Genomic DNA, 21,481 nt, shown 5'->3' on the forward strand with positions numbered 1-21,481 from the left:
ATTCAGGGATGACGACCAGCAGGAACTCGGTTGTCGGAATTCGCGATCAGCTCGTGCGAGCCGCGTATGAGCTCTACACCCGCACCGGGGTGCGCGCGGTGACCTCCGACATGATCGCGGCTCGGGCGGGGGTCTCGAAAACCACTCTGCTCGAATACTTTCCGAGTCTGGACGAACTGGTGACGGTGGTGCTCGACCGCCGGGAGCGGCTGTGGACCTTCGGCCTCATCGAGGAACAGTCGCGATTACGTGGCGCCACCCCCGAGGAGCAGTTGCTCGCCATCTTCGACGTCTTCGACGAATGGTTCGCCGCAGCCGATTTCGATGCCTGCCTGTTCATCAATGTGCTGCTGGAAATGGGCGCGGAACATCCGCTCGGGCAGGCCGGCATCGAACACCTGCAGACCATTCGCGATATCGTCTCCGCCCGCGCCGAACGCGCGGGCCTATCGGATATCGATAATTTCGCGCGCTGCTGGCACATCCTGATGAAGGGCGCGATCGTGGCCGCGGCCGAAGGTGATCGGCAGGCGGCGCGCCGGACCAAGACCATGGCGGCGGCATTGATCCGGCTGCACCGCGACGCGGCGTGATCAGGCCGGGTCGAAACAGGTCAGTTCGCTCAGCGCGGCCAGTTGATCGAGGTACTGCGCCAGGGATTCGTGGCGCAGGCTCGGCTGCACGATGGTGGCTCCCGCGTCGGCGAGTTCGCCCAGTACCTGTTCGGCGTGTCCGGGATCGGCGATCGGGTCGATGCGGCGTGCGGTGCCGACGACCACCTCGAAACCCGGTGTGCGGCAGTCGAATCGATCCAGCCGCTGACGCAGCGCCGTCGCATCCAGTCCCGCCGGCAGCCAGCCGTCGCCGAGGGTGGTGGCCCGTCGCAGTGCCGCGTCGCTGACACCGCCCACCCACAGCGGCATGCGGGCCTGCACGGCGTGCGGTTCGACGACCAGTCCCGAGAATTGGTAGTGCGAACCGGAATACTCCGGCACCCGCTGTCCGAGCGCCGCGCGCAGGGCCGCCATGGCATCGTCGGCGCGGCGGCCGCGATCGGTGAAGGACGCGCCCAGCAGCTCGAATTCCTCACGCGCGGTACCGACGCCGACGCCGAGCACCACCCGTCCCCCACTGATCGTGTCCAGGGTGCCGTACCGCTTGTCAATGGCTAGCGGATGATGGTATCCGAGCACAATGACGCTGGTGCACAAGCGAATTCGTGTCGTGCGCGCCGCGAGATACGACAGCGTGGCCAGCGGATCCCAATACCGGGTCCCCCGACTGCCGCCGAGCATGGACGACTCCGACCGCTCCGCCACCGCGACGTGCTCACTGCAGGTCAGATGGTCGAATCCGAGTCGGTCCGCGGTCTCGGCGATGCGCGCGAGCTCGGCGATTCCCGCCGCTCGCTCCCACGCGGCGGACCGCCCTGGAATGTCGAGTACTACCGGGGTGGCGATCCCCATGCGCATAATCGTCGATCCTTCTGCCGCTACTCTCGGGGGATGAAGCGTACGTCCTTCGCGCGGTGGCCCTGCTCGGTGGCCCGGACCATGGATCTGCTCGGCGACTGGTGGACGCCGCTGGTGCTCCGCGAGGCGTTCTACGGGGTGCGGCGGTTCGACGAGTTCCAGCAGGAGCTGGGGATCGCGCGCAATACGCTCAGTGATCGGCTGCGGCGGCTGGTGGAGGAGGGGTTGCTCGAAAAGCGGCCGTATCACAGCGAACCGGTCTGGTACGAGTACGTGCTCACCGAGAAGGGGCGCGACTTCTGGGATGTGCTGCTGGTGATGTCGCGCTGGGGTGACCGCTGGCTGGCCGATCCGGACGGGCCGCCGGTGGTGCTCGAGCACACCGCGTGCGGGCACGACACCCAGCTGAAGGTGGTGTGCGAGCACTGCGATCAGCCGGTGCCGATCGAGGAGTCGCGGCTGCGCATGGGGCCCGGCTATCCCGAGCGGCTGCGCGAGCGGCCCGACATTCAGGCGCGTTTCGCCCGGCAGCAGGCCAAGTAGCTCGTCCGTAATTCCGTCGTTGACCTGCGTAGTCTATTTATGCAACCATCGTGGCAACAGCAGCTTTCACAGCGAGGTGACGCATGGAGTGGACCGGCGCGAAGTATGCCGATGGACCGACGGCGCAAGCCGACATCTGGATCGACGCGGCCCCGGAGGCGGTGTGGGCGCTCGTTTCCGATATCGCGTTGATGCCGCAGTTGAGCGCGGAACTGCAGTCGGCGCACTGGGTTTCGCCGGATACCCCGCCCGGCGTCGGCAGTGCTTTCGTCGGCAACTCCCGCCACGAGGCGCTGGGCGAGTGGTCCACGACGTCGCATGTGGTGGAATGGAATCCGCCGCACGCCTTCGCCTGGGCGGTGAACGATCCCGAGACGCCCTCCGCCACTTGGCGATTCACTCTCGAGGACGCGGACGGCGGTACCGCGCTGCGGCAGTGGGTCCGGATGGGCCCCGGCCGGTCGGGGTTGAGCTTCGCCATCGAGGCCATGCCCGACAAGGAGGAGAAGATCGTCTTCGTGCGCATGCGGGAGTTCGAGGCCGGTATGCAGAACGTGGTCGCGGAAATCAAGCGACGGGCCGAGTCGGCGGGTGACCGCTGATGCGCACCGCCACCACCGTCGAATTCTCCCGGGACGCCCAGCAGGTCGTCACCTTCGTCCGCGAGGCCGAATCGCTGGGCCTCGACATCTGCTGGGTCGCCGAAGCGTGGGGCTCCGACGCGCCCTCGGCGCTCGGCTATCTCGCCGCCCGCACCGACCGGATCCTGCTGGGTTCCGGCATCATTCAGCTCGGCACCCGCTCCCCCGTGGCGATCGCGCAGGCCGCGCTGACCTTGGCCGAGCTCTCGCAGGGCCGATTCCTGCTCGGCCTGGGCCCCTCCGGACCACAGGTGATGGAAGGTCTGCACGGTGTGCCGTTCGCCCGCGCGCTGACCCGTATGCGGGAGACGATCACGGTCATCAAGCAGGCGTGTGCCGGGGAGAAGGTCTCCTTCCAAGGCGATACGGTGCGAATCCCCTTGGACGGCAACAGCAAACCCATGCGCCTGTCGATCCCCGCCAACACCGACATTCCGATCTACATCGCCAGCATGTCCCCGAAAATGCTGGAACTCACCGGCGCGGTCGCTGACGGCTGGCTCGGTACCAGTTTCGTTCCCGAGGGCTCCGCGGCCTACTTCGACCACCTCGACGCGGGCCTCGCCTCCGCCGGCCGCACCCGCGACGATATCGATGTCTGCCAGGGCGCGGAGATCGCCATCTTCGACGACGAGGAAGCCGTCTCGCGGCATATCGCGGGCCGAAAGCTGGAGCTGGCCTTCAGCATCGGCGGCATGGGCAGCGCCAAGACCAACTTCTACAACGCCGCCTACGCCCGCCAGGGCTGGTCGGAGGTCACCGAGGAGATCCGCGCCCGTTGGCAGTCCGGTGACCGCGAGGGCGCGACCGGGCTGGTCACCGACGACATGGTGCTGTCGACGACCCTCATCGGCACCTCCGACATGGTCAAGCGCCGCCTCCAGGTCTGGAGCGATATCGGCGTGGACACTGTCCGCCTCTACCCGGCGGGCGACACCCTCGAGGCCAAACTGGCCAACCTCGCCCAGGCCCTCGACCTCATCGCCGATCTGGCTCCCGCACCGGCTATTTCGGCTTCGGAAGGCGGCCGATCTCGGTCTTCATGATGGTTTCGGCAGTCGCGCAGACCTTCGTCTTGTCGCCGGATTGCAAGCCGTCGACGATCAGGTTGAGGACCTCACGATTGTCGCCGACGGTGCGGTACACGTAGTCGAGGTAACAGACCCCATCGTCGGAGTCATCGATCAGCGCCTGCACACCGTCGCCGAGATCCACCGGGGAGGACGACCCGCCGCTCTTCCCCAACAGCTCGAAATCGGTTCTCACGCTGTCGGTGCCGTCCCACACGCAGGTGTGGGCGGTCACGGTGGTGGGCTGTTGCGGGAGCGGGCCGATCAGAGGATCGAGCTGCTCGCGAGGGATGAGCGCGCAGGGGTCGACCTCGGCCAACGTCGCCCGATCGGGATGGACGGGAATCCGGTGCCGGGTGGTGATCATTCCGGACAGGATCTGTTGTGCGAGAACGCAGCTGGTGCTCGGGTGGACCTGGAACTGGATGCCCCATTTCCCGCCCGATCCGGACAGATCCACGCCTCGGTAGCAGACATCGCCGTAGGCGGCCCCCGTGTCGGCGAGGATGGGAAACCCGTCGGCCGTCGCGCCGGTGGCCGTGGAGGCAAGGTTGATCGACTCCCCTACCTTGATCCAGAGGGATGCGTCACCCGATTTCACCTCGCAGCCGAACTCATCGCCCTGTGCCCACGTCCAACTCGACGTGTCGGCGGCGAAGCCGGACCCGTCCGGCACGGACGCGGGCAGCGACTGCCGCGCCCACGCACACGGATCCGCCGCACGCAGCTGAGCCAATCCCGGCTCCGGGAGATGCTGCCCGGCTGCGGGTTCCGGCTTCACGAGCACGGCGATTCCGGCCGCCACCAGGGTGAGCACGAGGACCGCCAACCCGGCGACAAGCCCGAGCCGACGTCCGCGCCGCGCCCGCAGCGCGGCGACCGTACCGGGGCGGGCCGTGCCGGTGGCGAGTCCGGCGTGCCGTCCCGAGCGCGAAATCACCTGTGTGGCATACGGACTGGCGACGATCCCGGAGAGTTGCCCGGCCTGCGCACGGATCGATTCGTGCACGGGCGCGGGCCACGGGGCGTCACCGCCGGGCAGCCGGCCCAGGTGGTCCAGCAATTGACCGGGCGTCGGCCGTTGCCGGGGATCCTTGTGCAGGCAGGCCGCGATCCAACCGCGCAACTGCTCGGGCACCCGGCTCAGATCCGGCTCGGAATGCGCGATATTGAACAGCGTGTACGCCATCGACGGGGCGGCGAACGGGGCGGCTCCGGTCGCGGCCGTGACCAGCAGCGAACCCAGCGCGAAGATATCGCTCGCCGGTGTGATCGGTTCGGCGAGCGCTTGTTCCGGTGACATGTAGGCCGGTGAGCCCAGTGCCGCACCGGTTTCGGTGAGGCCGCTCGCATCGTTCAGCTTCGCGATGCCGAAGTCGATGACGCGCGGGCCGTCGGCGGCCAGAATCACGTTGGCGGGCTTGAGATCCCGATGCACCAGTCCGGCGGCGTGGATATCGTGCAGCGCGACCGCCAGGCCGACGGCCAGCGCCCGGACGGCCGGGACGGGCAGCGGGGCGTGCTCGGCGATGACGCGGTCGAGCGGGACCCCGAGCATGAAGGCGGAGGCCAGCCAGGGCTGGGCGGCATCGACGTCGAAGTCGATGACCGGTGCGGTGAACGCCCCCGAGACGCGGGTGCTCGCGGAGATCTCCTGCCGGAAACGGGCCCGGTACTCGTATCCGTCGAGCAGGTGGGCGTGGATCTGTTTGATCGCCACCAGCCGGCCGTCGGGTCCCGCCCCGAGCAGCACCCGTCCCATGCCGCCCGCGCCGAGCTTGGCGAGCGTGCGGTAGCCGCCGATCATCACCGGATCATCCGGGCCGAGTGGCTGCGTCATGATTTCGCCAGCCGCGGCAGGATATCGGCGGCCAATTGCTCTGCCCGGTCACAGGCGTCCGTGGCGGCGGTCCAGCTGTTCACGCTGATCTCGGCTACTTCGGCGTGGTCGCCGGTGGTCAACCGGGCAATCCATCGGACGGCGCAGTATGCCGGGTTCTCGGCGGTGGTCGTGCGATACACGGTGTAGGTCCCGATCTGCCGGGGATCTGCCCCATTGCTGAACGAGAGATCCGGCCGAGACTCCTCGTCGAGGCGCAGCAGGAAGGAGTGGTCCGTGCCGTCCACGATGCACATGTCGAGGCTGGGGGTGAGCCGGGCGGGGTCACCGGCGATCGAACGGCTCAGCGCGGGATCGAGGACAGCGCAGGGGTCCAGGCGCCGGATCGAGTTCTCCGGCAGCTGTCTCTGCGGCACGTACCGGGTGAGCTGCTGTACGACGGCGACGAGGGCCTGCTCCGACAGCGCGCACAGGTCGTTTCCGGCGATGTCATCACCGTCGGTCGTCTGTGCCGTCATCAGGAGTCCGTCCTGCTCACTGTTCGGGATAATCACTCCGCTGTCGCAGATATCGGGAAAGACAAGACGCTGCTGCGCGAGGATCGGAGCCCACGCCACCGTCCGGCCGGTGGGGACCTTGGTCTCCAGCTCCTCCTTGGCACTGATCCCCACCAAGAGGTTGAACCTCCTGCGGTGGTTGTCCTTGGTGTAGTAGATCTCGCAGTCGGGCTGCCCATGGGATTCGGCATCCCTCGACTGGGTTCCGAACCTGTCGCCGAGCGCCTTGACCATCAGCGCGCACCCGTCGAGCTGACGTAGTTCCGCGGAGGTGGCGGTGACCACCGGATCCGCGATCGGCTGCGGATGTCCCGGCTGCTGCGCCCACGAGCCCGCCGCGAGCGCGGTCGCCGCCACGAACACCACGGCCGCCACCCCGGCCGCGAGCCGCCGCAGCCGATCGCGCCGCCGAATCCGGATGCGTTCCAGCTGATCCCGGTAGTCCGCCTCGCGTTCGGCGGAACTCACCCACCAGTCCGAGTCTGCGCGATGCGCACCGATCGTCGTCCGCACCGATTCGGGCCACACCGGTTCGGCAGCGATTGCACCTGCCGCTTCCAGCAACTGGCGGGCCGTCGGGCGCTGCGCGGGATCCCTTGCCAGGCAGGCGTTTACCACCTCACGCAACGACGGCGGCACCCCTCCGGTCTCGGGCTGCGAGTGCATGACGTGATAGAGGATCTGGGGCGTCGAAGTCCCGGGGAAAGGTGTCTCGCCGGTCGCCGCCAGCGTCAGGATCGCGCCCACCGAAAACAGATCGGCGGCCGCCGTGGCGGGCGCGCCCTCGGCCTGTTCCGGTGCCATGAAGGCCGGAGAACCGACGGCCGTACCGGTCACCGTGAGTTCACCGTCACCGTCGAGGGCGCGCGCGATGCCGAAATCGATGATGCGCGGACCTTCCTCGGTGAGCAGCACATTGCCGGGGGCCAGGTCGCGGTGCACCAAGCCGGCACGGTGGATCTCGAGCAGCGCGGCGGCGAGGCCGGTGGCCAGCAGCTTCAATCCGCCCAGGTGCAGGGGACCACATTCGGCGAGGACCGTCCGCAGATCGGGTGCGGGGAAGTATTCCGTTGCCAGCCAGGGACTCTCGGCATCGGCATCGCTGTCGACCACGGCCGCGGTGTACGCGCCGGTGAGCTGACGACCGGCCGCGACCTCGCGGCGGAAGCGCTCCCGGAAGTCCGGATCCTCGGCCAGGTGCGGGTGAACGAGCTTGACGGCCACCAGTTTTCCGCTCGGCGTGCGGCCCAGCAGCACCCGGCCCATGCCGCCGCGGCCGATCACGGCGATCATCCGGTTGCGGCCGAGCCAGCGCGGATCCCGGGGAGTCAGCGGTTTCATGCGGTCCTCACTTCGCGTCGCCCATCACCGCGAATTGGGCGGCGGCCAGCTGGCGCACCTCGATGTCGGTGTTCGCATAGACCATGGCGACGAACGCGTCACGGACGACGAGGCAGCGGAAACGACGCGGTTGCAGGATCAGTCCGTCTGGCTTCGACGCCTCGGCACACGTGGTGTCGGACTGCCCGGACACGCCCCGCACCGGCCGGTACTGCGACGTGTCGTCGCGCGTGGACAGCGTGCGGGCGAGATCGGCGGCCGCCGCTGCGTCCCGGGTGCGGAACAGATGCTTGTTGTGCGACACCGCGATCGCGGTGACTCCCCGCGTCGTGTACTCGGCGGCATCAGCGCCGGGCGTCCTCGACAGCACCGCGTACGCGTGCGGCCCGTAGACGGCGAAATCCTTGTCGTCGGGCAGGTAGTCGCCGGTCTTCACCAGCCGCGGGAGCAGCGCATCCGAATCCAGAGCCAGCGCAGGGAGATCCGTTGCCGAGGTGGGAGTGTAGGACTCCAGCGCCGCTTCCTGCCGCTGATAGGTGCGGGCGACCAGATCGGTGAGCGGCCCCAGATCCGGTGCGGGCAGTTCCGCCAGTACCCGGATGACGAGACTCTTCCAGGCCAGCCAGCTCCCGACATTCGCCACGCCGGGCCGCCAGTGGCTGATCGCCGTCGGCACAGGATCGATGGTGACGGGGACATTGTCGGTATTGGCTTGGAAGTCGGCGTGTTCCATGTCCGCGGCGGCGGACGCCGCCGTCGCCGGATCAGGGAATGCGAGCACCGCCACCGACAGGAACTTCCTGGGCGTGCTGTTGTCCAGATACGACTTGTTCGAGGCCAGCACAGCGAACCCGCCGAGCACGCTGTAGCGCTTCAGCGCCTGCTGCTGCGGCGTGGACAGGGTTTGGGTCACCCCTTGGAAATCGGCGACGACACCACCGCCGTGGCCTTGCGACAAATCCGGATCGATGTCGGCCGGGTAGACGATGTGCTCGCCCAGCCGCAACGATTCCGCCAGAATCCCGCGCGCCCGGCTCGGCACCCGGTCGTAATCCCCGTCCACCCGATGCGCCAGGTAGTGGCCGTAATCCGGTGCCGCACCAGCAGTCTCACCGCATCCGGTGGCAGCTGCGGCGAGGACCGCGAAAACGACTGTGGCCATGACTGTTCGGCGACTTCGTGCACGCACCAATCACTCCCCCGACCCGAGACCCCTTCGGCCCGCGAGACTACTCCAAACCATCCGGTATGTCACCGCGAGAACACCCGCCCCAGACCACGAACAGGCCGCACCTGGGCGGTCGGCCTAATCTCGAATGATGGTGGTGCCGATGACGAGTGCGGTGGGGCTGCCGCTGAGCCTGGTGGAGATGGTGACGCGGCGGGTGCGGGCCGAGGTGTTGAGTGGTGAGTTCGCGCCCGGAGACCGGATCGGGGAAGAGGCATTGTGCGGGCGGTTGGGGACCAGCCGCGCGCCGGTGCGGGAGGCGTTGCGATTGCTGGCGCAGGAGGGGTTGATCGAGCATCTGCCGCGGCGCGGGTTTCGGGTGGCGGTGTGGTCGGAGACGGATATCTTGCAGTTGTTCGAGTTGCGGCGGGTGTTGGAGCGACATGCGATCGAAAGCGCGTTTCCGCTACCGGCGCACGGGGATCCGTTGCACGGGGTGCGGGCGGCGCTCGAGGAGATGCGGTCGGCCGACGCGGCGGGAGACCTCCTCGAACGTGACAATGCCCATCGACGGTTCCATGCCGCGATCGTAGGGTTGGCGGGCAATCGGCAGCTGGATCTGGCGTACGAGCCGATCCTGTTGAAACTGCAGTTGCCGATGGCCCGGAACCTGCGCACCGAGGCGCGGATCGCACAGCGGCGCAATGGTGTTCGCAGACATACCGAACTGCTGAACGCACTGGAATCCGGGGATGCCACCGTCGCCTGCGAGGCGCTGCTGCGGCACGGGGAATTGGCCTACCTGGACCTCGATATTCGGTGACCGGGCTCCGCTAACACAGCGGATACATTGCGAGACCGTCGATTTCACACGTTTTGTCGACAATCGACAGATGCTGAATCCCGGTCCCACGGTGGCGGAGATCCTGGCCTCGCACGAGAGCGGTAGCGGCTCGCCGACGCATACCGCCGCCCGGGTGGCCGACGCCATCGCGGCGCGCGGCGCGGACGGCACCTGGATCACGCCGGTACCACGCGAACAACTGCTGGCGGCGGCCGCCGAGATCGAGCGGCGGCCGGGGGCGCGCACGCTGCCGCTGTACGGGGTGCCGTTCGGGGTCAAGGATTCCATCGATGTCGCAGGCTGGCCCACCACGCTGGCCTGCCCCGACTTCGCCTATACCGCCACCGAATCCGCACCCGCCGTGCAGCGGCTGCTGGACGCGGGCGCGCTGTTCGTCGGCAAGACCAATCTCGATCAGTTCGCGACCGGACTGAACGGCACCCGCACCCCGTATCCGATCCCGCGCAGCGTCTTCGGCAACGAATTGATCTGCGGCGGCTCCAGTTCCGGGTCGGCGCGCGCGGTGGCGCTGGGCGAGGTGCCGTTCTGCGTGGCCACCGATACCGCCGGATCGGGGCGGGTTCCGGCGGCGCTCAACGGGATCGTCGGCTGGAAGCCGTCACGCGGGCTGATCAGCACCGTCGGCCTGGTGCCCGCGTGCAAGTCGCTGGACTGCCTGACGCTGATGGCGAGCACCGTGGAGGATCTCGACCGGGTCTTCGACGTGATCGCGGGGGTGGATCCGCAGGACCCGTGGAGCCGGGCGCGCGGGCGGCAGTGGGACGGCAACCGCCTACGGGTCGGGCTGCCGGGCGTGCACGAACTGGAATTCTTCGGCGACACCGCCTTCCGCGACGCGCACCTGGCTATGCGAGATCGGCTGGTGCGGTTGGGTTTCGACGCCGCACCCACCACGCTCGCGCCGTTCCTGGCCGCGGGTGAGCTGCTCTACCAAGGTCCGTGGGTGGCCGAACGACTGGTGGAATTCGAGACCTTCCTGACCGAGCAGCCGGACTCCATCCTGCCGGTGATCCGCGAAATCCTCACCGGCGGATACCGATTCACCGCGGTCGACGTGTTCCGCGCCCAGCAGCGCCTGCAGGAACTGCGCGCGGAGGTGGCCCGGCTGTGGGCCGACCTCGACGTGATCATGGTGCCCACCATCGGCACCACCTTCACCGTCGCGCAGGTCCAGGCCGATCCCATCGCCACCAACACCGTGCTCGGCCACTACACCCACTTCGGGAATCTCCTCGATCTCACCGCGATCTCGGTGCCGGTCGGCACCACCGCCGACGGGCGACCGCTGGCGGTCATGGTCTTCGGCCCCGCCCTCGCCGACGATCTCGTGCTCGCGGCGGCGGCCCGGATTCTCGACGAGCCCCGCCCGGTGACGACGCCGGTGCCCTACCGGCTGGCACAGAAGGAACGACAATGACGGCCCTCCACCAGATTCCGGCGCAACCCGCCGCCTTCCCCTTCGACCCGGGCAGCCTCGCCCTACTGGTCATCGATATGCAGCGCGACTTCCTGCTACCCGGCGGGTTCGGGGAGAGCCTCGGCAACGATGTGGCGCTGCTGCGCACCGTCATCGACCCCCTGGCCGGGCTGCTGGCCACCGCCCGCGCCGCAGGAATCCCCGTCATCCACACCCGCGAAGGCCATCTGCCCGACCTGTCGGACTGCCCGCCCGCGAAACTGCGGCGCGGCAACCCCGCCCAGCGCATCGGCGATCCGGGCGCGTTCGGCCGGATCCTGGTGCGCGGCGAATACGGCCACGACATCATCGACGAACTCGCGCCGCTGCCCGGCGAGGTGGTGATCGACAAGCCCGGCAAGGGCGCGTTCTACGCCACCGAACTGCCGGACGTACTGGCACACAATGGTATTCGCTCACTGCTGGTCACCGGGGTCACCACCGAGGTGTGCGTGCACACTACCGTGCGCGAGGCCAACGACCGCGGTTTCGAATGCCTGGTCGTCTCCGACTGCGTCGGATCGTATTTCCCGGAATTCCAGCGCGTCGGCCTGGCCATGATCGCCGCCCAGGGCGGCATCTTCGGCTGGGTCGCCGATTCGGCCGCCGTGCGCGCCGCGCTGGACGCCGTCAGCTCCCCCACCCCGGCCCAGTGAACAGGAAGATCCATGTCCGTCGATACCAAGCTGCCCGGTGAAACCGGCAGTGCCGCACCGCTGTCGCTGCCGTGGTGGACCCGCGGCGACACCAACGCCTTCTTCGGCCTGTCGTTCAATATCCTCGTCAATGTCCTGACCCTGACCACGCTGTCGATCGCGGTGGTGAAGATCCCCAGCCACGACGTGCTCGGCACCGTGCTGCCCGCGCTCGGCGTCGCGCTGGTGCTGGGCAACCTCTACTACATGACCCTGGCCCGGCGACTGGCCCGGCGCGAAGGCCGCACGACGGTCACCGCGCTGCCGTACGGACCCAGCGTGCCGCACATGTTCATCGTGGTGTTCGTGGTCATGCTGCCGATCTACCTGAAGACCAATGATCCGATGCGGGCCTGGGCGTCCGGGCTGGCCTGGGCGTTCATGATCGGTGTGATCGTCATGATCGGTGCGTTCGTCGGGCCGTTCATCCGCCGCATCACCCCGCGCGCGGCCATGCTGGGCACCCTGGCCGGCATCTCCATCACCTTCATCGCCATGCGGCCGGCCGCGCAGATGTGGGAGGCGGCCTGGATCGGATTGCCGGTGCTGGCCATCATTCTCATCGGCTTCTTCACCGATGTGCGGCTGCCCGGCAATGTGCCGATCGGGCTGGTGGCGCTCGTGGTGGGTACCGCCATCGGCTGGATCGGCGGCTACATGTCGGTGCCGGATGTCTCCGCCGCCGCGCACGATATCGCGATCGGGCTGCCGAATCTGCGGTTGCACCTGCTGTGGGACGGGCTCTCGCACCTGGGACCGCTGCTCGCCACCGCAATCCCGTTGGGCGTCTACAACTTCACCGAAGCGATGAGCAATGTGGAGAGCGCGGCGGCGGCCGGGGACAACTACAACCTGCGCAGCGTGCTGCTGGCCGACGGGCTCGGCGCGATCATCGGCTCCGGGTTCGGTTCCCCCTTCCCGCCCGCCGTGTACATCGGGCATCCCGGCTGGAAGGACGCGGGCGGGCGCACCGGCTACTCGCTGGCCAGCGGCGCGCTGATCGGATTGATGTGCCTGCTGGGCCTTTTCGGGCTACTCGCCACCTTGCTGCCGATTCCGGCGATCGTGCCGATCCTGCTCTACATCGGCCTGCTGATCGGCGCACAGGCGTTCCAGGCGGTGCCGCGCCTGCACGCGGTCGCCGTGGTCGCCGCGCTGCTGCCGAACCTGGCGCAGTGGGGCACCGGCCAGATCGACAATGCGCTCGCCGCGGCCGGCACCACCGCCGACAAGGTCGGCATGGGCGCGCTCGGGCAGGCCGGGGTCGTCTACGACGGCCTGCGGACCCTCGGCGACGGCGCGGTGCTGGCCGGGCTGGTGCTGGGCACCATGGTGACCTTCGTGCTCGAGAAACGGTTCCGCGCCGCGGCTCTCGCCTCCCTCGCGGGTGCGGCCCTGGCCTTCATCGGGCTCATTCACGCCGCCGAGGTCGGCTGGGCCGCCGCGCCCAAGGTCGCCCTCGGCTACCTGTTCTTCGGCGTGGTGTGCCTGGCCTGTTCGTTCCTGCGCGGCACCCGCGCCACACCGGAACCCGAACCCGAACTCGCTGAAACGAGCACGGACTAGGTCTGACGGACCGGGGCGTAGTGATCGGTCTCCAGAGAGAACGTCCAGGCGACACCCTCTTTGGCGGTCCGGGTACCGGGCGGGACGCGTAGCCAGTAGGTGCGATGCGTGCCGTCCGGCTCCGGGGTGGAGTTCACCACCTCGACCATCACCACATCCTCGTCGTCGTCGAGTTCGATGCACCACAGGATGCCGGTCTCGTCGCGGTCGATCGGGCGCGCGCCGGATTCGGCGAGATAGCGGTCGTAGCCGAAGAATTCGAGCATGACGCGGCGGAGTTCGGCATTCTCCTCGGTGCGGATGCGCTCGGCTGTGAGGGTAACGAGGTCCTCGAACAGGGTTGCGGGGACCGGCATTCCACGCCAGGCGTGCAGGGCGAAACCGTCCGGGTAGACCAGCGCCGGACCGTCGGCGGCATGCAGGCGGCCCGCCTCGTCGCGCAGCAGCCGGGTGGGACGCTCGGTGAAGACGATGGTGTGCTCGAAGGGCCACCACCAGCCCGCGTGCCGGGCGACACCGGCCAGACCGGACAGGCGTTCGCTGTCGGGGAATGCCGACAGCCAGGCGGCATCGTGCTGGCCGAGAACGGCATCCAGCAGTAAGCCTTGAATGTCACGTTCGGCGACTGCGCGGCCGCGACGGTCGGCGGGATCGATGGTCACCGCGGCCTCCACGACACCGGTGGTGATGCGGTCGGTGAGAATGCGGGTGGTGTCCCAGAGCCGCGCACCGGTGGTGTTCCACAACTCGGACCATCCGGTCGGGCCCAATCGGTCGTGCACGGACCGGCGTTCGGCGGCCCAGGGCCGGGTGCGTACCTCATCGCGGACACTGCGGCCCGGATTGTGCAGGGCGCGGATGGCATTCACGGCCGCGAGCGGTGAGGCCGCCCAGACGTAGCGGGTCGGAGCGGCCAGGCCGGCGCTCTTGTACGCACGGCGAGCGGCCGCCTCGGCGGCGGGACGGTCGGCGGGGCCGGTGGCGGCCGCGACGGCACGCCACTCGTCCAGATTCTGCATGTGTAATCCCCTGGATAGCAGTCGGATCGGACTGATCAGCGACGATGAATGTCAGTCCGCGACGATGCGGACCGCGCCGGGAAAGTACTCGCGCTGGCGGATGACACGGAACCAGCCCTTGGGCAACGGGATCGGCGCATGCTCCTCGTGCACCACCCGACCACCCTCGGGGAGGAACATCAGCATGTGCTCGCCGGTACGGATCAACCGGCCGCGCGCCGCGACGGCATGAGCGTGGCCGGTGACCTCACCCAGTGCCAGCACCATGCGGCCGCGGGTGTCCCGCGGCTCGTCCGGCGTGGTGGCCGCGTGCGGCGGCACCTCGGCCTCGGTGATCGGCATGATCAGCACATCGCCCTGACGGAACATGGATATCCTCCCCGGAATCCGCCGGCGCCTCGGTGTCCGGCTTCCTGTCGAAACTAGCGCCGGGGTACGACAATTCACGCCGCTCATGCCCCAGTCCCGGCAATTGTCGGGCGGGCTTGGTAGAACTGGCTGCACAGCAGGATCAATCACCGCCACGGCGTACGGAGCCCGTCACATGACCATTTCGGAACACCTGCAGCAATTTCACGGTCTGCCCATCTTCGACTACCCCGAGGAGCACCCGGGTGTCGAGCTGCCCGCCCCGCCCGCGGTGGCCTGGCGCATCGCGATCGAGCCGTACGATTCCGAGGAGACCTGGCCGGAGGCCTTCGCCCGCTTCCGCGCCGAGGTCGACACGACGCAGGTGGTCGCGCTGGTCATCGGCATGTGGGGTGAGGCCTACGACCATCCGTCCACGCTGGTGATCGACGAACTGCTCGCCGTGCAGGCGCAATTCCCGGCACTGCGCGCCCTCTTCCTCGGGGAGATCACCTACGAAGAGGCCGAGATCTCCTGGATCCAGCAGTCCGACGTCACCCCGCTGCTGGCCAATTTCCCGGAGCTGGAAGAACTTCGGGTACGCGGTGGCGAACACCTGGCTTTCCCGCCGACCGCACACGCCAAGCTGCGCACCCTGGCGGTGGAGACCGGCGGGCTCGACGCGGCCGTGGTGCGCGATATCGCGGCCAGCACGCTGCCCGCGCTGGAACATCTCGAAATCTGGCTGGGGGTCTCCAATTACGGTGGCACCGCCACGATCGCCGATCTCGCGCCGCTGCTCTCGGGTGAGCGGCTGCCCAAGTTGACCTATCTGGGCTTGCGCAACAGCGAGATCCAGGACGAGATCGCCGCCGCGGTGGCGGCTGCGCCGGTGGTCGCGCGCCTGTCCACGCTGGATCTTTCGCTGGGCACGCTCGGCGACGAGGGCGCGGCGGCACTACTGCACGGGCAGCCGCTCACCCACCTGCGAACTCTGGATCTGCACCACCACTTCATCTCCGAGTCCATGCAGGAACGGCTGCGCAAGGCCCTGGAACCCGACGGCGTCAGCGTGGATCTCACCGAGAGCGAAACCGAAGACACCTCCGAGGATCCCCGCGACCGCCGCTACACCGCCGTGGCCGAATGAACGGTGCGGGGCCGCGGCTCGCGGTGGTCGGCAATCCGGGCAACCGCCGGGTGACGTTGTTCCAGGACGCGGTGCGCCGCGCCGGACTCCCGGCGGCGCGCGTGGTGCCGTGGCGTGAAGTGCTGTGCAGGGGTGCGGAATTCACCGCCGGGGAGTGGGTGCGGCTGGACTCGCCCGGCGAGGACGCCGAGGTCGAACGGATGCTGCGCGGCGTCGAGGATTCGACCCGGGTAGAAGGCAGCGCGATCTGGTACCGGCGGTTCCTTGCGGCCGCGCAGGCGGTCGGCGCACGTGCGCAGGCCGCCGGTGCGCGGCTGCTCGATGATCCTGACGAACTGGCGGTGCTGTTCGACAAACGCCGCTGCCACGGTGTGCTGCGGGAAGCCGGTGTGCCCGTCCCGTTCTCGCCGACCTCGGGTGTGGGCACGCCGATCTCCGGTTGGGCCGAACTGCGGGAACTCATGTCCGTGCACCGGCTGCCACGCGCGTTCGTCAAACTCGCACACGGTTCGTCGGCGTCGGGCGTGCTGGCGATCGAGACAGCAAGCGGCGGGCGCGTGCAGGCGACCACTTCGGTGCAGCGGGAACCCGATGGACGGCTGTTCAATTCACTGCGGGTCCGCAAATACAGCACGGAAACCGAGGTCGCGGCGCTCGTGAACGCGCTAGCCCCCGACGGCCTGCACGTGGAACGCTGGCTGCCCAAGGCCTCCCAATCCGGCCGCAGCGCCGACCTGCGCGTGGTCGTGGTCGGTGGCCGCGCCACCCACGCCGTCGTCCGCACCAGCCGCTCCCCCATGACCAACCTCCATCTGGGCGGGGCCCGAGGCGATCTCGCGGCAGCGCGCACGGCCATCACCGCCGCGGGCGGCAGCTGGGAAGACGCACTGGCCATCTGTGAGCAGGTCGCCGCGTGCTTCCCCGGGTTCTCGCGGGTCGGAGTAGACCTGTTGCCCACCAACGGGTGGCGGCGTTTCGCCATCGGCGAGGTCAATGCCTTCGGCGACCTGCTACCCCGGCTGACCGGCCTGGCGGGCAGTGGCGCCGAGCACGGCGACACCTACGACGCCCAACTCGCCGCGATCCTGCACCGCACCGAAAGCGACCAGCATGCCTGCGCCTGAACCCGATTCGCACCCCCGCTCCCCCTCGAGCACCGGGCCCGATCCGACCACCCAGTCGGACTTGGGTATTCGGCCTGACCTCGGTACTCAACCCGACTCAGGCGCGCAGCCTGGCTCGGGTACTCAGCTTGATTCGGGCGATCCGCATGATCGGGGCATCGCACCCGATATGAACGAGGTGATCGGACGGGATGACATCCTGCTGGTCACCCTCGACACGCTGCGGTTCGATGTGGCGGCCGAGCTGGCGGCGGCGGGGCGGTTGCCGAATCTGGCCCGGTATCTGCCCGGCGGCGGGTGGGAGAAGCGGCATGCGCCGGGGAGTTTCACCTATGCGTCGCATCAAGCGATCTTCGCGGGGTTCCTGCCCACGCCCGCGTCCCAGGGGCCGCATCCGCGGCTGTTCGCGGCCCGGTTCGAGGGTAGTGAGACCACGGCCGGGCGGACCTTCGTCTATGACACGCCGGATTTCGTGTCCGCACTGGCGGGGGTCGGCTATCACACGGTGTGTCTCGGCGGGGTCGGGTTTTTCAACAAGCGCGGCCCGATGGGGTCGGTGCTGCCCGGACTGTTCGAGGAAAGTCATTGGGAGGCCGAGTTTTCCGTCGCCTCACCGACCTCCTTCGAGGCGCAGATCGTGCGCGCCGAGGAGGTGGTGGCGGCACTGCCCGCCGAGCGCAGACTGTTCCTGTTCGTGAATGTGTCGGCGCTGCATCAGCCCAACTGGTTCCATCTGCCGGGCGCGACCCGGGAGGCGGGCGATTCCCGCGAGACCCACGCCGCCGCACTGGAATACGTCGACCGCCATATCGGCCGGTTGTTCGCCGCCGCGAGCAGCCGCCGCCGCTGCTTCGCCATCGTGTGCTCCGATCACGGAACCGCCTATGGCGACGGCGGTTTCACCGGGCATCGGCTCGGTCACGAGGCGGTGTGGACGGTGCCCTACGCGCAATTCTTCCTGGAGAGATCCGCATGACTTCGATCGCGCCCCGGCTCCGGCCGAATCAGACTCCGCTGCTACCGGATCGGACCCGGCCATATCAGCAGTATGTCTACGGCTACCCACACAAGACGGCGTACCGTCCACTCGGGGCGGATCGGCCGCCGCTGGGCGAGCTGTGGGCCGCGGAGCCCAAGCATGCTTTGTCGCTGTACGCGCACATCCCCTTCTGTGAATACCGGTGCGGCTTCTGCAATCTCTTCACCCGGGTCGGTGCGCCCGAGGATCTCACCGGACGCTATCTGGACGCGATGGAACGGCAGGCCGAGGCCGTCCGCGCGGCGCTCGGCGACGGACCGATGCGGTTCGCCGCGGCGGCGTTCGGCGGCGGCACCCCGACCTTCCTGAGCGCCGGTGAGCTGGAACGGCTCTGCGACATCATGGAAACGCGGATGGGCGCGGACCTGCGGGCGATCCCGCTGTCGGTGGAGACCTCGCCCGCCACCGCGACCCCGGATCGGCTGGCGGTACTGGCTGCCCGGGGCGCGACGCGGGTGAGCATCGGGGTGCAGAGTTTCGTGGACACCGAGGCGCGCGCGGCGGTGCGGCCGCAGCGGCGCGCCGAGGTCGAGGCGGCGCTGGAAGCGATTCGGGCCGCGCGGATTCCGGTGCTGAACATCGATCTGATCTACGGCATCGACGGGCAGACCGAGGCCACGTGGCGCACTTCGCTGGACGCGGCGCTGGCGTGGCGACCCGAGGAGCTCTACCTGTATCCGCTGTACGTACGCCCGCTGACCGGGCTCGGACGATCGGGCCCCGACGGGTCATCGAGCGAGAACGTATCGGGCGCAGCGGGCTTATCGGACGCCGATGCCGACTGGGATGCGCAGCGGCTGCGGCTGTACGCGGTAGGACGCGATCATCTGCTCGCGCACGGCTACGAGCAGCGCTCGATGCGCATGTTCCGCCGCATCCCGGGCGCAGGCGACGGTCCTGCCGTCCTCGCGGCCGGTCCCGACGACTACGCCTGCCAGACCGACGGCATGATCGGCCTGGGCTGCGGTGCCCGCTCCTACACTTCGGGGCTGCACTACTCGTTCGACTACGCGGTCGCGACCCGCGAGGTGCGCGGCATCATCGACGAATACACGCGGACAACCGATTTCAGCCGTGCCGAGGTAGGTCGCCGGATCGACGCCGACGAGGCGCGACGCCGCCATCTGCTGCAATCACTGCTGCAGGCACAGGGCATGGACGTGACCGCCTACCGGGAACGCTTCGGCGACCACCCCGCCGACCACTTCCCCGCCGAGCTGGCCGAGTTCGCCGAATCCGGCTGGCTGGACCTCGACTGCGGCCCGGACCTGCTACGCCTGACCCCCGAGGGCCTGGCCTGGTCCGATGCCATCGGCCCGCGTCTGTTCTCCCCCGCCGTGCACGCCGCCATGGCGGCCTACGAAGCCCGGTGAGCCACCGTGGATCTCACCGTTCTCTACCGCGGCCCACTCGCCTCCTGCGACTACGACTGCCCCTATTGCCCGTTCGCCAAGCGCCGCGACAGCCGCGAGCAGTTGCGCGCGGATCGCGCGGCCCTGGAACGCTTCACCGCGTGGGTCGCCGACCAGCCCGGGGATCGACTCTCGATCCTGTTCACGCCGTGGGGTGAGGGTCTGGTGCGCTCCTGGTATCGGCGCGCGCTGGTCGAACTGTCGCATCTGCCGAATGTGGCGCGGGTGGCGATCCAGACCAATCTCAGCTGCCGCACCGACTGGCTCGCCGACGCCGACCCGCAGACCTTGGCGCTGTGGTGCACCTACCACCCCGGACAGACGCCCTACGAGCGCTTCGCCGCCAAGTGCGACGACCTGGCCCGGCGCGGCACCCGCTTCAGTGTCGGCATTGTCGGCTTCCCCGAGCATCTTCCGGCCGGGCGGCGACTGCGCGCGGATCTGCCCGAGCACATCTACCTGTGGGTCAATGCCCCCGAGGGTCACCCCCTCTCCGACGTGGACGCCGCCGCCTGGACCGAGCTGGATCCGCTGTTCCCCTACAGCCGCCACCCGCATCCCTCGGCCGGAATGCCCTGCCGCACCGGTGAATCCGTCATCTCCGTCGATGGTGACGGCACCGTGCGCCGCTGCCATTTCGTGCGTACCGAGCTGGGCAACCTCTACGACGGCAGCTACCGCGCCGCCCTCACGCCCCGCCCGTGCCCACTGGCGGTGTGCGACTGCCACATCGGCTACGTCCACCTCGAAACGCTGCCGCTCTACGACGTCTTCGCCGGCGGCGTGCTCGAACGCGTCCCGAGCGGACTCACCTAGCCGAGGTCGTCGGTCTCCTCGAGGAAGATCCGCAGCCCCTCCCGGATCTTGCCGGCCGCGTTCTCCAACTGCTCGGGCGAGAGCGTCTTGCCGAAGGCCGCCGCCTTCAGCAGCTGCCGCCGCACCTCCTCGAGGTTCATCGTCGCCCAGTCGCGTCGTGAGAGTTCCGGCATGGCCCGGTACGATACCTCGAGTAGAACGTTTGTTCGAGTGGCGGCCTGGGTACACCGCCAGGGTTCAGCCGCGCCCGATGTAGGGCATGGCGGTGGCCATGACGGTGAGGAACGGGACATTGGTGTCCAGCGGAAGCTCGACCTGCTGGGCGATGATCCGGGCCACGTTGGCGGCGTCGATGGTGGGTTCGGGGCGGATGCTGCCGTCGGCCTGCAGCGAGCCCGCCGCGATGCCCACGGTGAGTTCGGTTGCAGCATTGCCGATATCGATCTGCCCGGCGGCGATATTGTGCGCGCGGCCTTCCAGCGCGAGAGTCTTGGTGAGCCCGGTGATGCCGTGTTTGCTGGCCGCGTAGGAGACGGTGTGCGGGCGCGGCGTATGCGCGGAGATGGAGCCGTTGTTGATGATCCGCCCGCCCTGCGGGGTCTGGGTGCGCATCAGCCGGAAGGCGGCCTGCGCGCACAGGAACGCGCCGGTCAGATTGATATCGACGACCTGCCGCCACTCGGCGACGGACACCTCGTCGATCGGTTTGGTGGGTCCGAAGATTCCGGCATTGTTGATCAGCACGTCCAACCGGCCCCAGCGCTCGACGATATGCGCGAACACGGCGTCCACGGCGGTCTCGTCGGTGACATCGGCGGCGAACGCCTCCGCCGTACCCGGACCGGGCGCGCTGGCGACCGCCTCATCCAGGGTGGCGGCGGTGCGGCCGACGGCGACGACCCGGTGCCCGGCCGCCGTCAACACGTGGGTGATGGCGCGGCCGAGTCCGGTCCCGGCGCCGGTCACGAGAACGATCTTGGAATTGGTCACCCGATGAGCCTAGGCAGGCCGCGGGACGCGGCGGCGGGCGGCATCGAATATTTCAGCACGAGGATTGCACGGCACGGAACCCTTTGCAGCCCAAGCTGATCGCGCAGCGTACGCCGTTTCGCTCTGCTAATCTCTGGCAGGAGCGTTCGGCGTGGAACGAGAGTTCACGAGGGCCCGCTTCAGCTTTGGGGGGATACAAGTGCTGTTCGTGGTGTTTTCGGCGACCCATTCGGGCTGCCGACAAGTACAAGGATCGTAGAGTGGTGACGCTGCGCGGCGTCGGCCGCTCCACCACACGGCCGGATGGTGAGCGCCCCGCAGGGCGTAGCCCCCGCGTCCTCGTCCGACACGATACCGAAAAATCTTACA

General features: G+C 68.6%; 21 protein-coding genes. 13 read left to right on the top strand and 8 right to left on the bottom strand.

Annotated elements, in window-relative coordinates:
* The first annotated feature begins 8 nt into the window (after nucleotides 1-8).
* Nucleotides 9-593 (top strand): TetR/AcrR family transcriptional regulator, encoded by a 585-nt coding sequence (locus ACFXHA_RS28390; RefSeq protein ID WP_379361992.1) that lies wholly within the window; start codon nucleotides 9-11, stop codon nucleotides 591-593.
* Here ACFXHA_RS28390 and ACFXHA_RS28395 read toward each other — a convergent pair whose 3' ends face one another.
* Nucleotides 594-1,472 (bottom strand): TIGR03619 family F420-dependent LLM class oxidoreductase, encoded by an 879-nt coding sequence (locus tag ACFXHA_RS28395; RefSeq protein WP_379361994.1) that lies wholly within the window; start codon nucleotides 1,470-1,472, stop codon nucleotides 594-596. It abuts the gene before it with no gap.
* Between the two features lie 33 nt (nucleotides 1,473-1,505).
* Between ACFXHA_RS28395 and ACFXHA_RS28400 the strand changes: the two genes are divergently transcribed.
* The 3 genes from ACFXHA_RS28400 to ACFXHA_RS28410 all read left to right on the top strand — a co-directional run bounded on the left by ACFXHA_RS28400 (nucleotide 1,506) and on the right by ACFXHA_RS28410 (nucleotide 3,702).
* A complete protein-coding gene (locus ACFXHA_RS28400; protein WP_379361996.1) occupies nucleotides 1,506-2,015 on the top strand; it encodes a winged helix-turn-helix transcriptional regulator in 510 nt (169 codons plus the stop codon).
* An 83-nt stretch (nucleotides 2,016-2,098) separates the two neighbouring features.
* Entirely contained in the window at nucleotides 2,099-2,617 is a 519-nt protein-coding gene (locus ACFXHA_RS28405; protein ID WP_379361998.1) for an SRPBCC family protein, read from the top strand.
* Complete coding sequence (locus tag ACFXHA_RS28410; protein WP_379362000.1) at nucleotides 2,617-3,702, top strand: LLM class flavin-dependent oxidoreductase; 1,086 nt, start codon at nucleotides 2,617-2,619, stop codon at nucleotides 3,700-3,702. The genes ACFXHA_RS28405 and ACFXHA_RS28410 overlap by 1 nt, the downstream gene beginning before the upstream one ends.
* Here the strand turns inward: ACFXHA_RS28410 and ACFXHA_RS28415 are convergent.
* Genes ACFXHA_RS28415 through ACFXHA_RS28425 form a run of 3 tightly spaced genes read right to left on the bottom strand, consistent with a single transcriptional unit; the run spans nucleotide 3,662 to nucleotide 8,626 of the window.
* Nucleotides 3,662-5,566 (bottom strand): serine/threonine protein kinase, encoded by a 1,905-nt coding sequence (locus ACFXHA_RS28415; protein ID WP_379362002.1) that lies wholly within the window; start codon nucleotides 5,564-5,566, stop codon nucleotides 3,662-3,664. The two genes, ACFXHA_RS28410 and ACFXHA_RS28415, sit on opposite strands and share 41 nt — an antisense overlap.
* Nucleotides 5,563-7,464 carry a serine/threonine-protein kinase gene (locus tag ACFXHA_RS28420; protein WP_379362004.1) on the bottom strand — a complete coding sequence of 634 codons (1,902 nt, stop codon included), beginning with the start codon at nucleotides 7,462-7,464 and terminating at the stop codon, nucleotides 5,563-5,565. Before ACFXHA_RS28420 ends, ACFXHA_RS28415 begins: the two co-directional genes overlap by 4 nt.
* Before the next feature lie 7 nt (nucleotides 7,465-7,471).
* Nucleotides 7,472-8,626 carry a hypothetical protein gene (locus ACFXHA_RS28425; RefSeq protein ID WP_379362006.1) on the bottom strand — a complete coding sequence of 385 codons (1,155 nt, stop codon included), beginning with the start codon at nucleotides 8,624-8,626 and terminating at the stop codon, nucleotides 7,472-7,474.
* A gap of 169 nt (nucleotides 8,627-8,795) precedes the next feature.
* On the opposite strand from ACFXHA_RS28425, the gene ACFXHA_RS28430 reads away from it, so the two are divergent.
* The 4 genes from ACFXHA_RS28430 to ACFXHA_RS28445 all read left to right on the top strand — a co-directional run bounded on the left by ACFXHA_RS28430 (nucleotide 8,796) and on the right by ACFXHA_RS28445 (nucleotide 13,214).
* Nucleotides 8,796-9,455, top strand: coding sequence for a GntR family transcriptional regulator (locus ACFXHA_RS28430; protein ID WP_379362008.1), 660 nt, complete (start codon nucleotides 8,796-8,798; stop codon nucleotides 9,453-9,455).
* Nucleotides 9,456-9,525: 70 nt separating this feature from the next.
* Entirely contained in the window at nucleotides 9,526-10,914 is a 1,389-nt protein-coding gene (locus ACFXHA_RS28435) for an allophanate hydrolase (protein WP_379362010.1), read from the top strand.
* Nucleotides 10,911-11,609 carry a cysteine hydrolase family protein gene (locus tag ACFXHA_RS28440; RefSeq protein ID WP_379362012.1) on the top strand — a complete coding sequence of 233 codons (699 nt, stop codon included), beginning with the start codon at nucleotides 10,911-10,913 and terminating at the stop codon, nucleotides 11,607-11,609. Before ACFXHA_RS28435 ends, ACFXHA_RS28440 begins: the two co-directional genes overlap by 4 nt.
* Before the next feature lie 12 nt (nucleotides 11,610-11,621).
* Nucleotides 11,622-13,214 (top strand): regulator, encoded by a 1,593-nt coding sequence (locus ACFXHA_RS28445; protein ID WP_379362014.1) that lies wholly within the window; start codon nucleotides 11,622-11,624, stop codon nucleotides 13,212-13,214.
* Here the strand turns inward: ACFXHA_RS28445 and ACFXHA_RS28450 are convergent.
* Both ACFXHA_RS28450 and ACFXHA_RS28455 read right to left on the bottom strand, forming a co-directional pair.
* Nucleotides 13,211-14,233, bottom strand: coding sequence for a DUF6745 domain-containing protein (locus ACFXHA_RS28450; RefSeq protein WP_379362016.1), 1,023 nt, complete (start codon nucleotides 14,231-14,233; stop codon nucleotides 13,211-13,213). The genes ACFXHA_RS28445 and ACFXHA_RS28450 overlap by 4 nt on opposite strands.
* Nucleotides 14,234-14,284: 51 nt before the next feature.
* Nucleotides 14,285-14,602: a hypothetical protein gene (locus ACFXHA_RS28455; RefSeq protein ID WP_379362018.1), complete on the bottom strand. Its 318-nt coding sequence runs from the start codon at nucleotides 14,600-14,602 to the stop codon at nucleotides 14,285-14,287.
* Between the two features lie 175 nt (nucleotides 14,603-14,777).
* Here ACFXHA_RS28455 and ACFXHA_RS28460 point away from each other — a divergent pair, with 175 nt between their 5' ends.
* The 5 genes from ACFXHA_RS28460 to ACFXHA_RS28480 all read left to right on the top strand — a co-directional run bounded on the left by ACFXHA_RS28460 (nucleotide 14,778) and on the right by ACFXHA_RS28480 (nucleotide 20,122).
* Nucleotides 14,778-15,731 carry an STM4015 family protein gene (locus ACFXHA_RS28460; RefSeq protein ID WP_379362020.1) on the top strand — a complete coding sequence of 318 codons (954 nt, stop codon included), beginning with the start codon at nucleotides 14,778-14,780 and terminating at the stop codon, nucleotides 15,729-15,731.
* On the top strand, nucleotides 15,728-16,855 hold the full coding sequence (locus tag ACFXHA_RS28465; RefSeq protein ID WP_379362022.1) for an STM4014 family protein: 1,128 nt from the start codon (nucleotides 15,728-15,730) through the stop codon (nucleotides 16,853-16,855). The genes ACFXHA_RS28460 and ACFXHA_RS28465 overlap by 4 nt, the downstream gene beginning before the upstream one ends.
* 169 nt (nucleotides 16,856-17,024) lie before the next feature.
* Complete coding sequence (locus ACFXHA_RS28470; protein WP_379362024.1) at nucleotides 17,025-17,831, top strand: STM4013/SEN3800 family hydrolase; 807 nt, start codon at nucleotides 17,025-17,027, stop codon at nucleotides 17,829-17,831.
* Entirely contained in the window at nucleotides 17,828-19,267 is a 1,440-nt protein-coding gene (locus ACFXHA_RS28475; protein ID WP_379362026.1) for an STM4012 family radical SAM protein, read from the top strand. Before ACFXHA_RS28470 ends, ACFXHA_RS28475 begins: the two co-directional genes overlap by 4 nt.
* Before the next feature lie 6 nt (nucleotides 19,268-19,273).
* On the top strand, nucleotides 19,274-20,122 hold the full coding sequence (locus ACFXHA_RS28480; protein ID WP_379362028.1) for an STM4011 family radical SAM protein: 849 nt from the start codon (nucleotides 19,274-19,276) through the stop codon (nucleotides 20,120-20,122).
* Here the strand turns inward: ACFXHA_RS28480 and ACFXHA_RS28485 are convergent.
* Nucleotides 20,119-20,295 (bottom strand): DUF6374 family protein, encoded by a 177-nt coding sequence (locus ACFXHA_RS28485; protein WP_379362029.1) that lies wholly within the window; start codon nucleotides 20,293-20,295, stop codon nucleotides 20,119-20,121. The two genes, ACFXHA_RS28480 and ACFXHA_RS28485, sit on opposite strands and share 4 nt — an antisense overlap.
* 64 nt (nucleotides 20,296-20,359) lie before the next feature.
* Complete coding sequence (locus ACFXHA_RS28490; RefSeq protein WP_379362030.1) at nucleotides 20,360-21,112, bottom strand: SDR family oxidoreductase; 753 nt, start codon at nucleotides 21,110-21,112, stop codon at nucleotides 20,360-20,362.
* Between the last annotated feature and the right edge of the window lie 369 nt (nucleotides 21,113-21,481).

Source organism: Nocardia sp. NPDC059240, from assembly GCF_042753865.1.
Taxonomy (GTDB): domain Bacteria; phylum Actinomycetota; class Actinomycetes; order Mycobacteriales; family Mycobacteriaceae; genus Nocardia.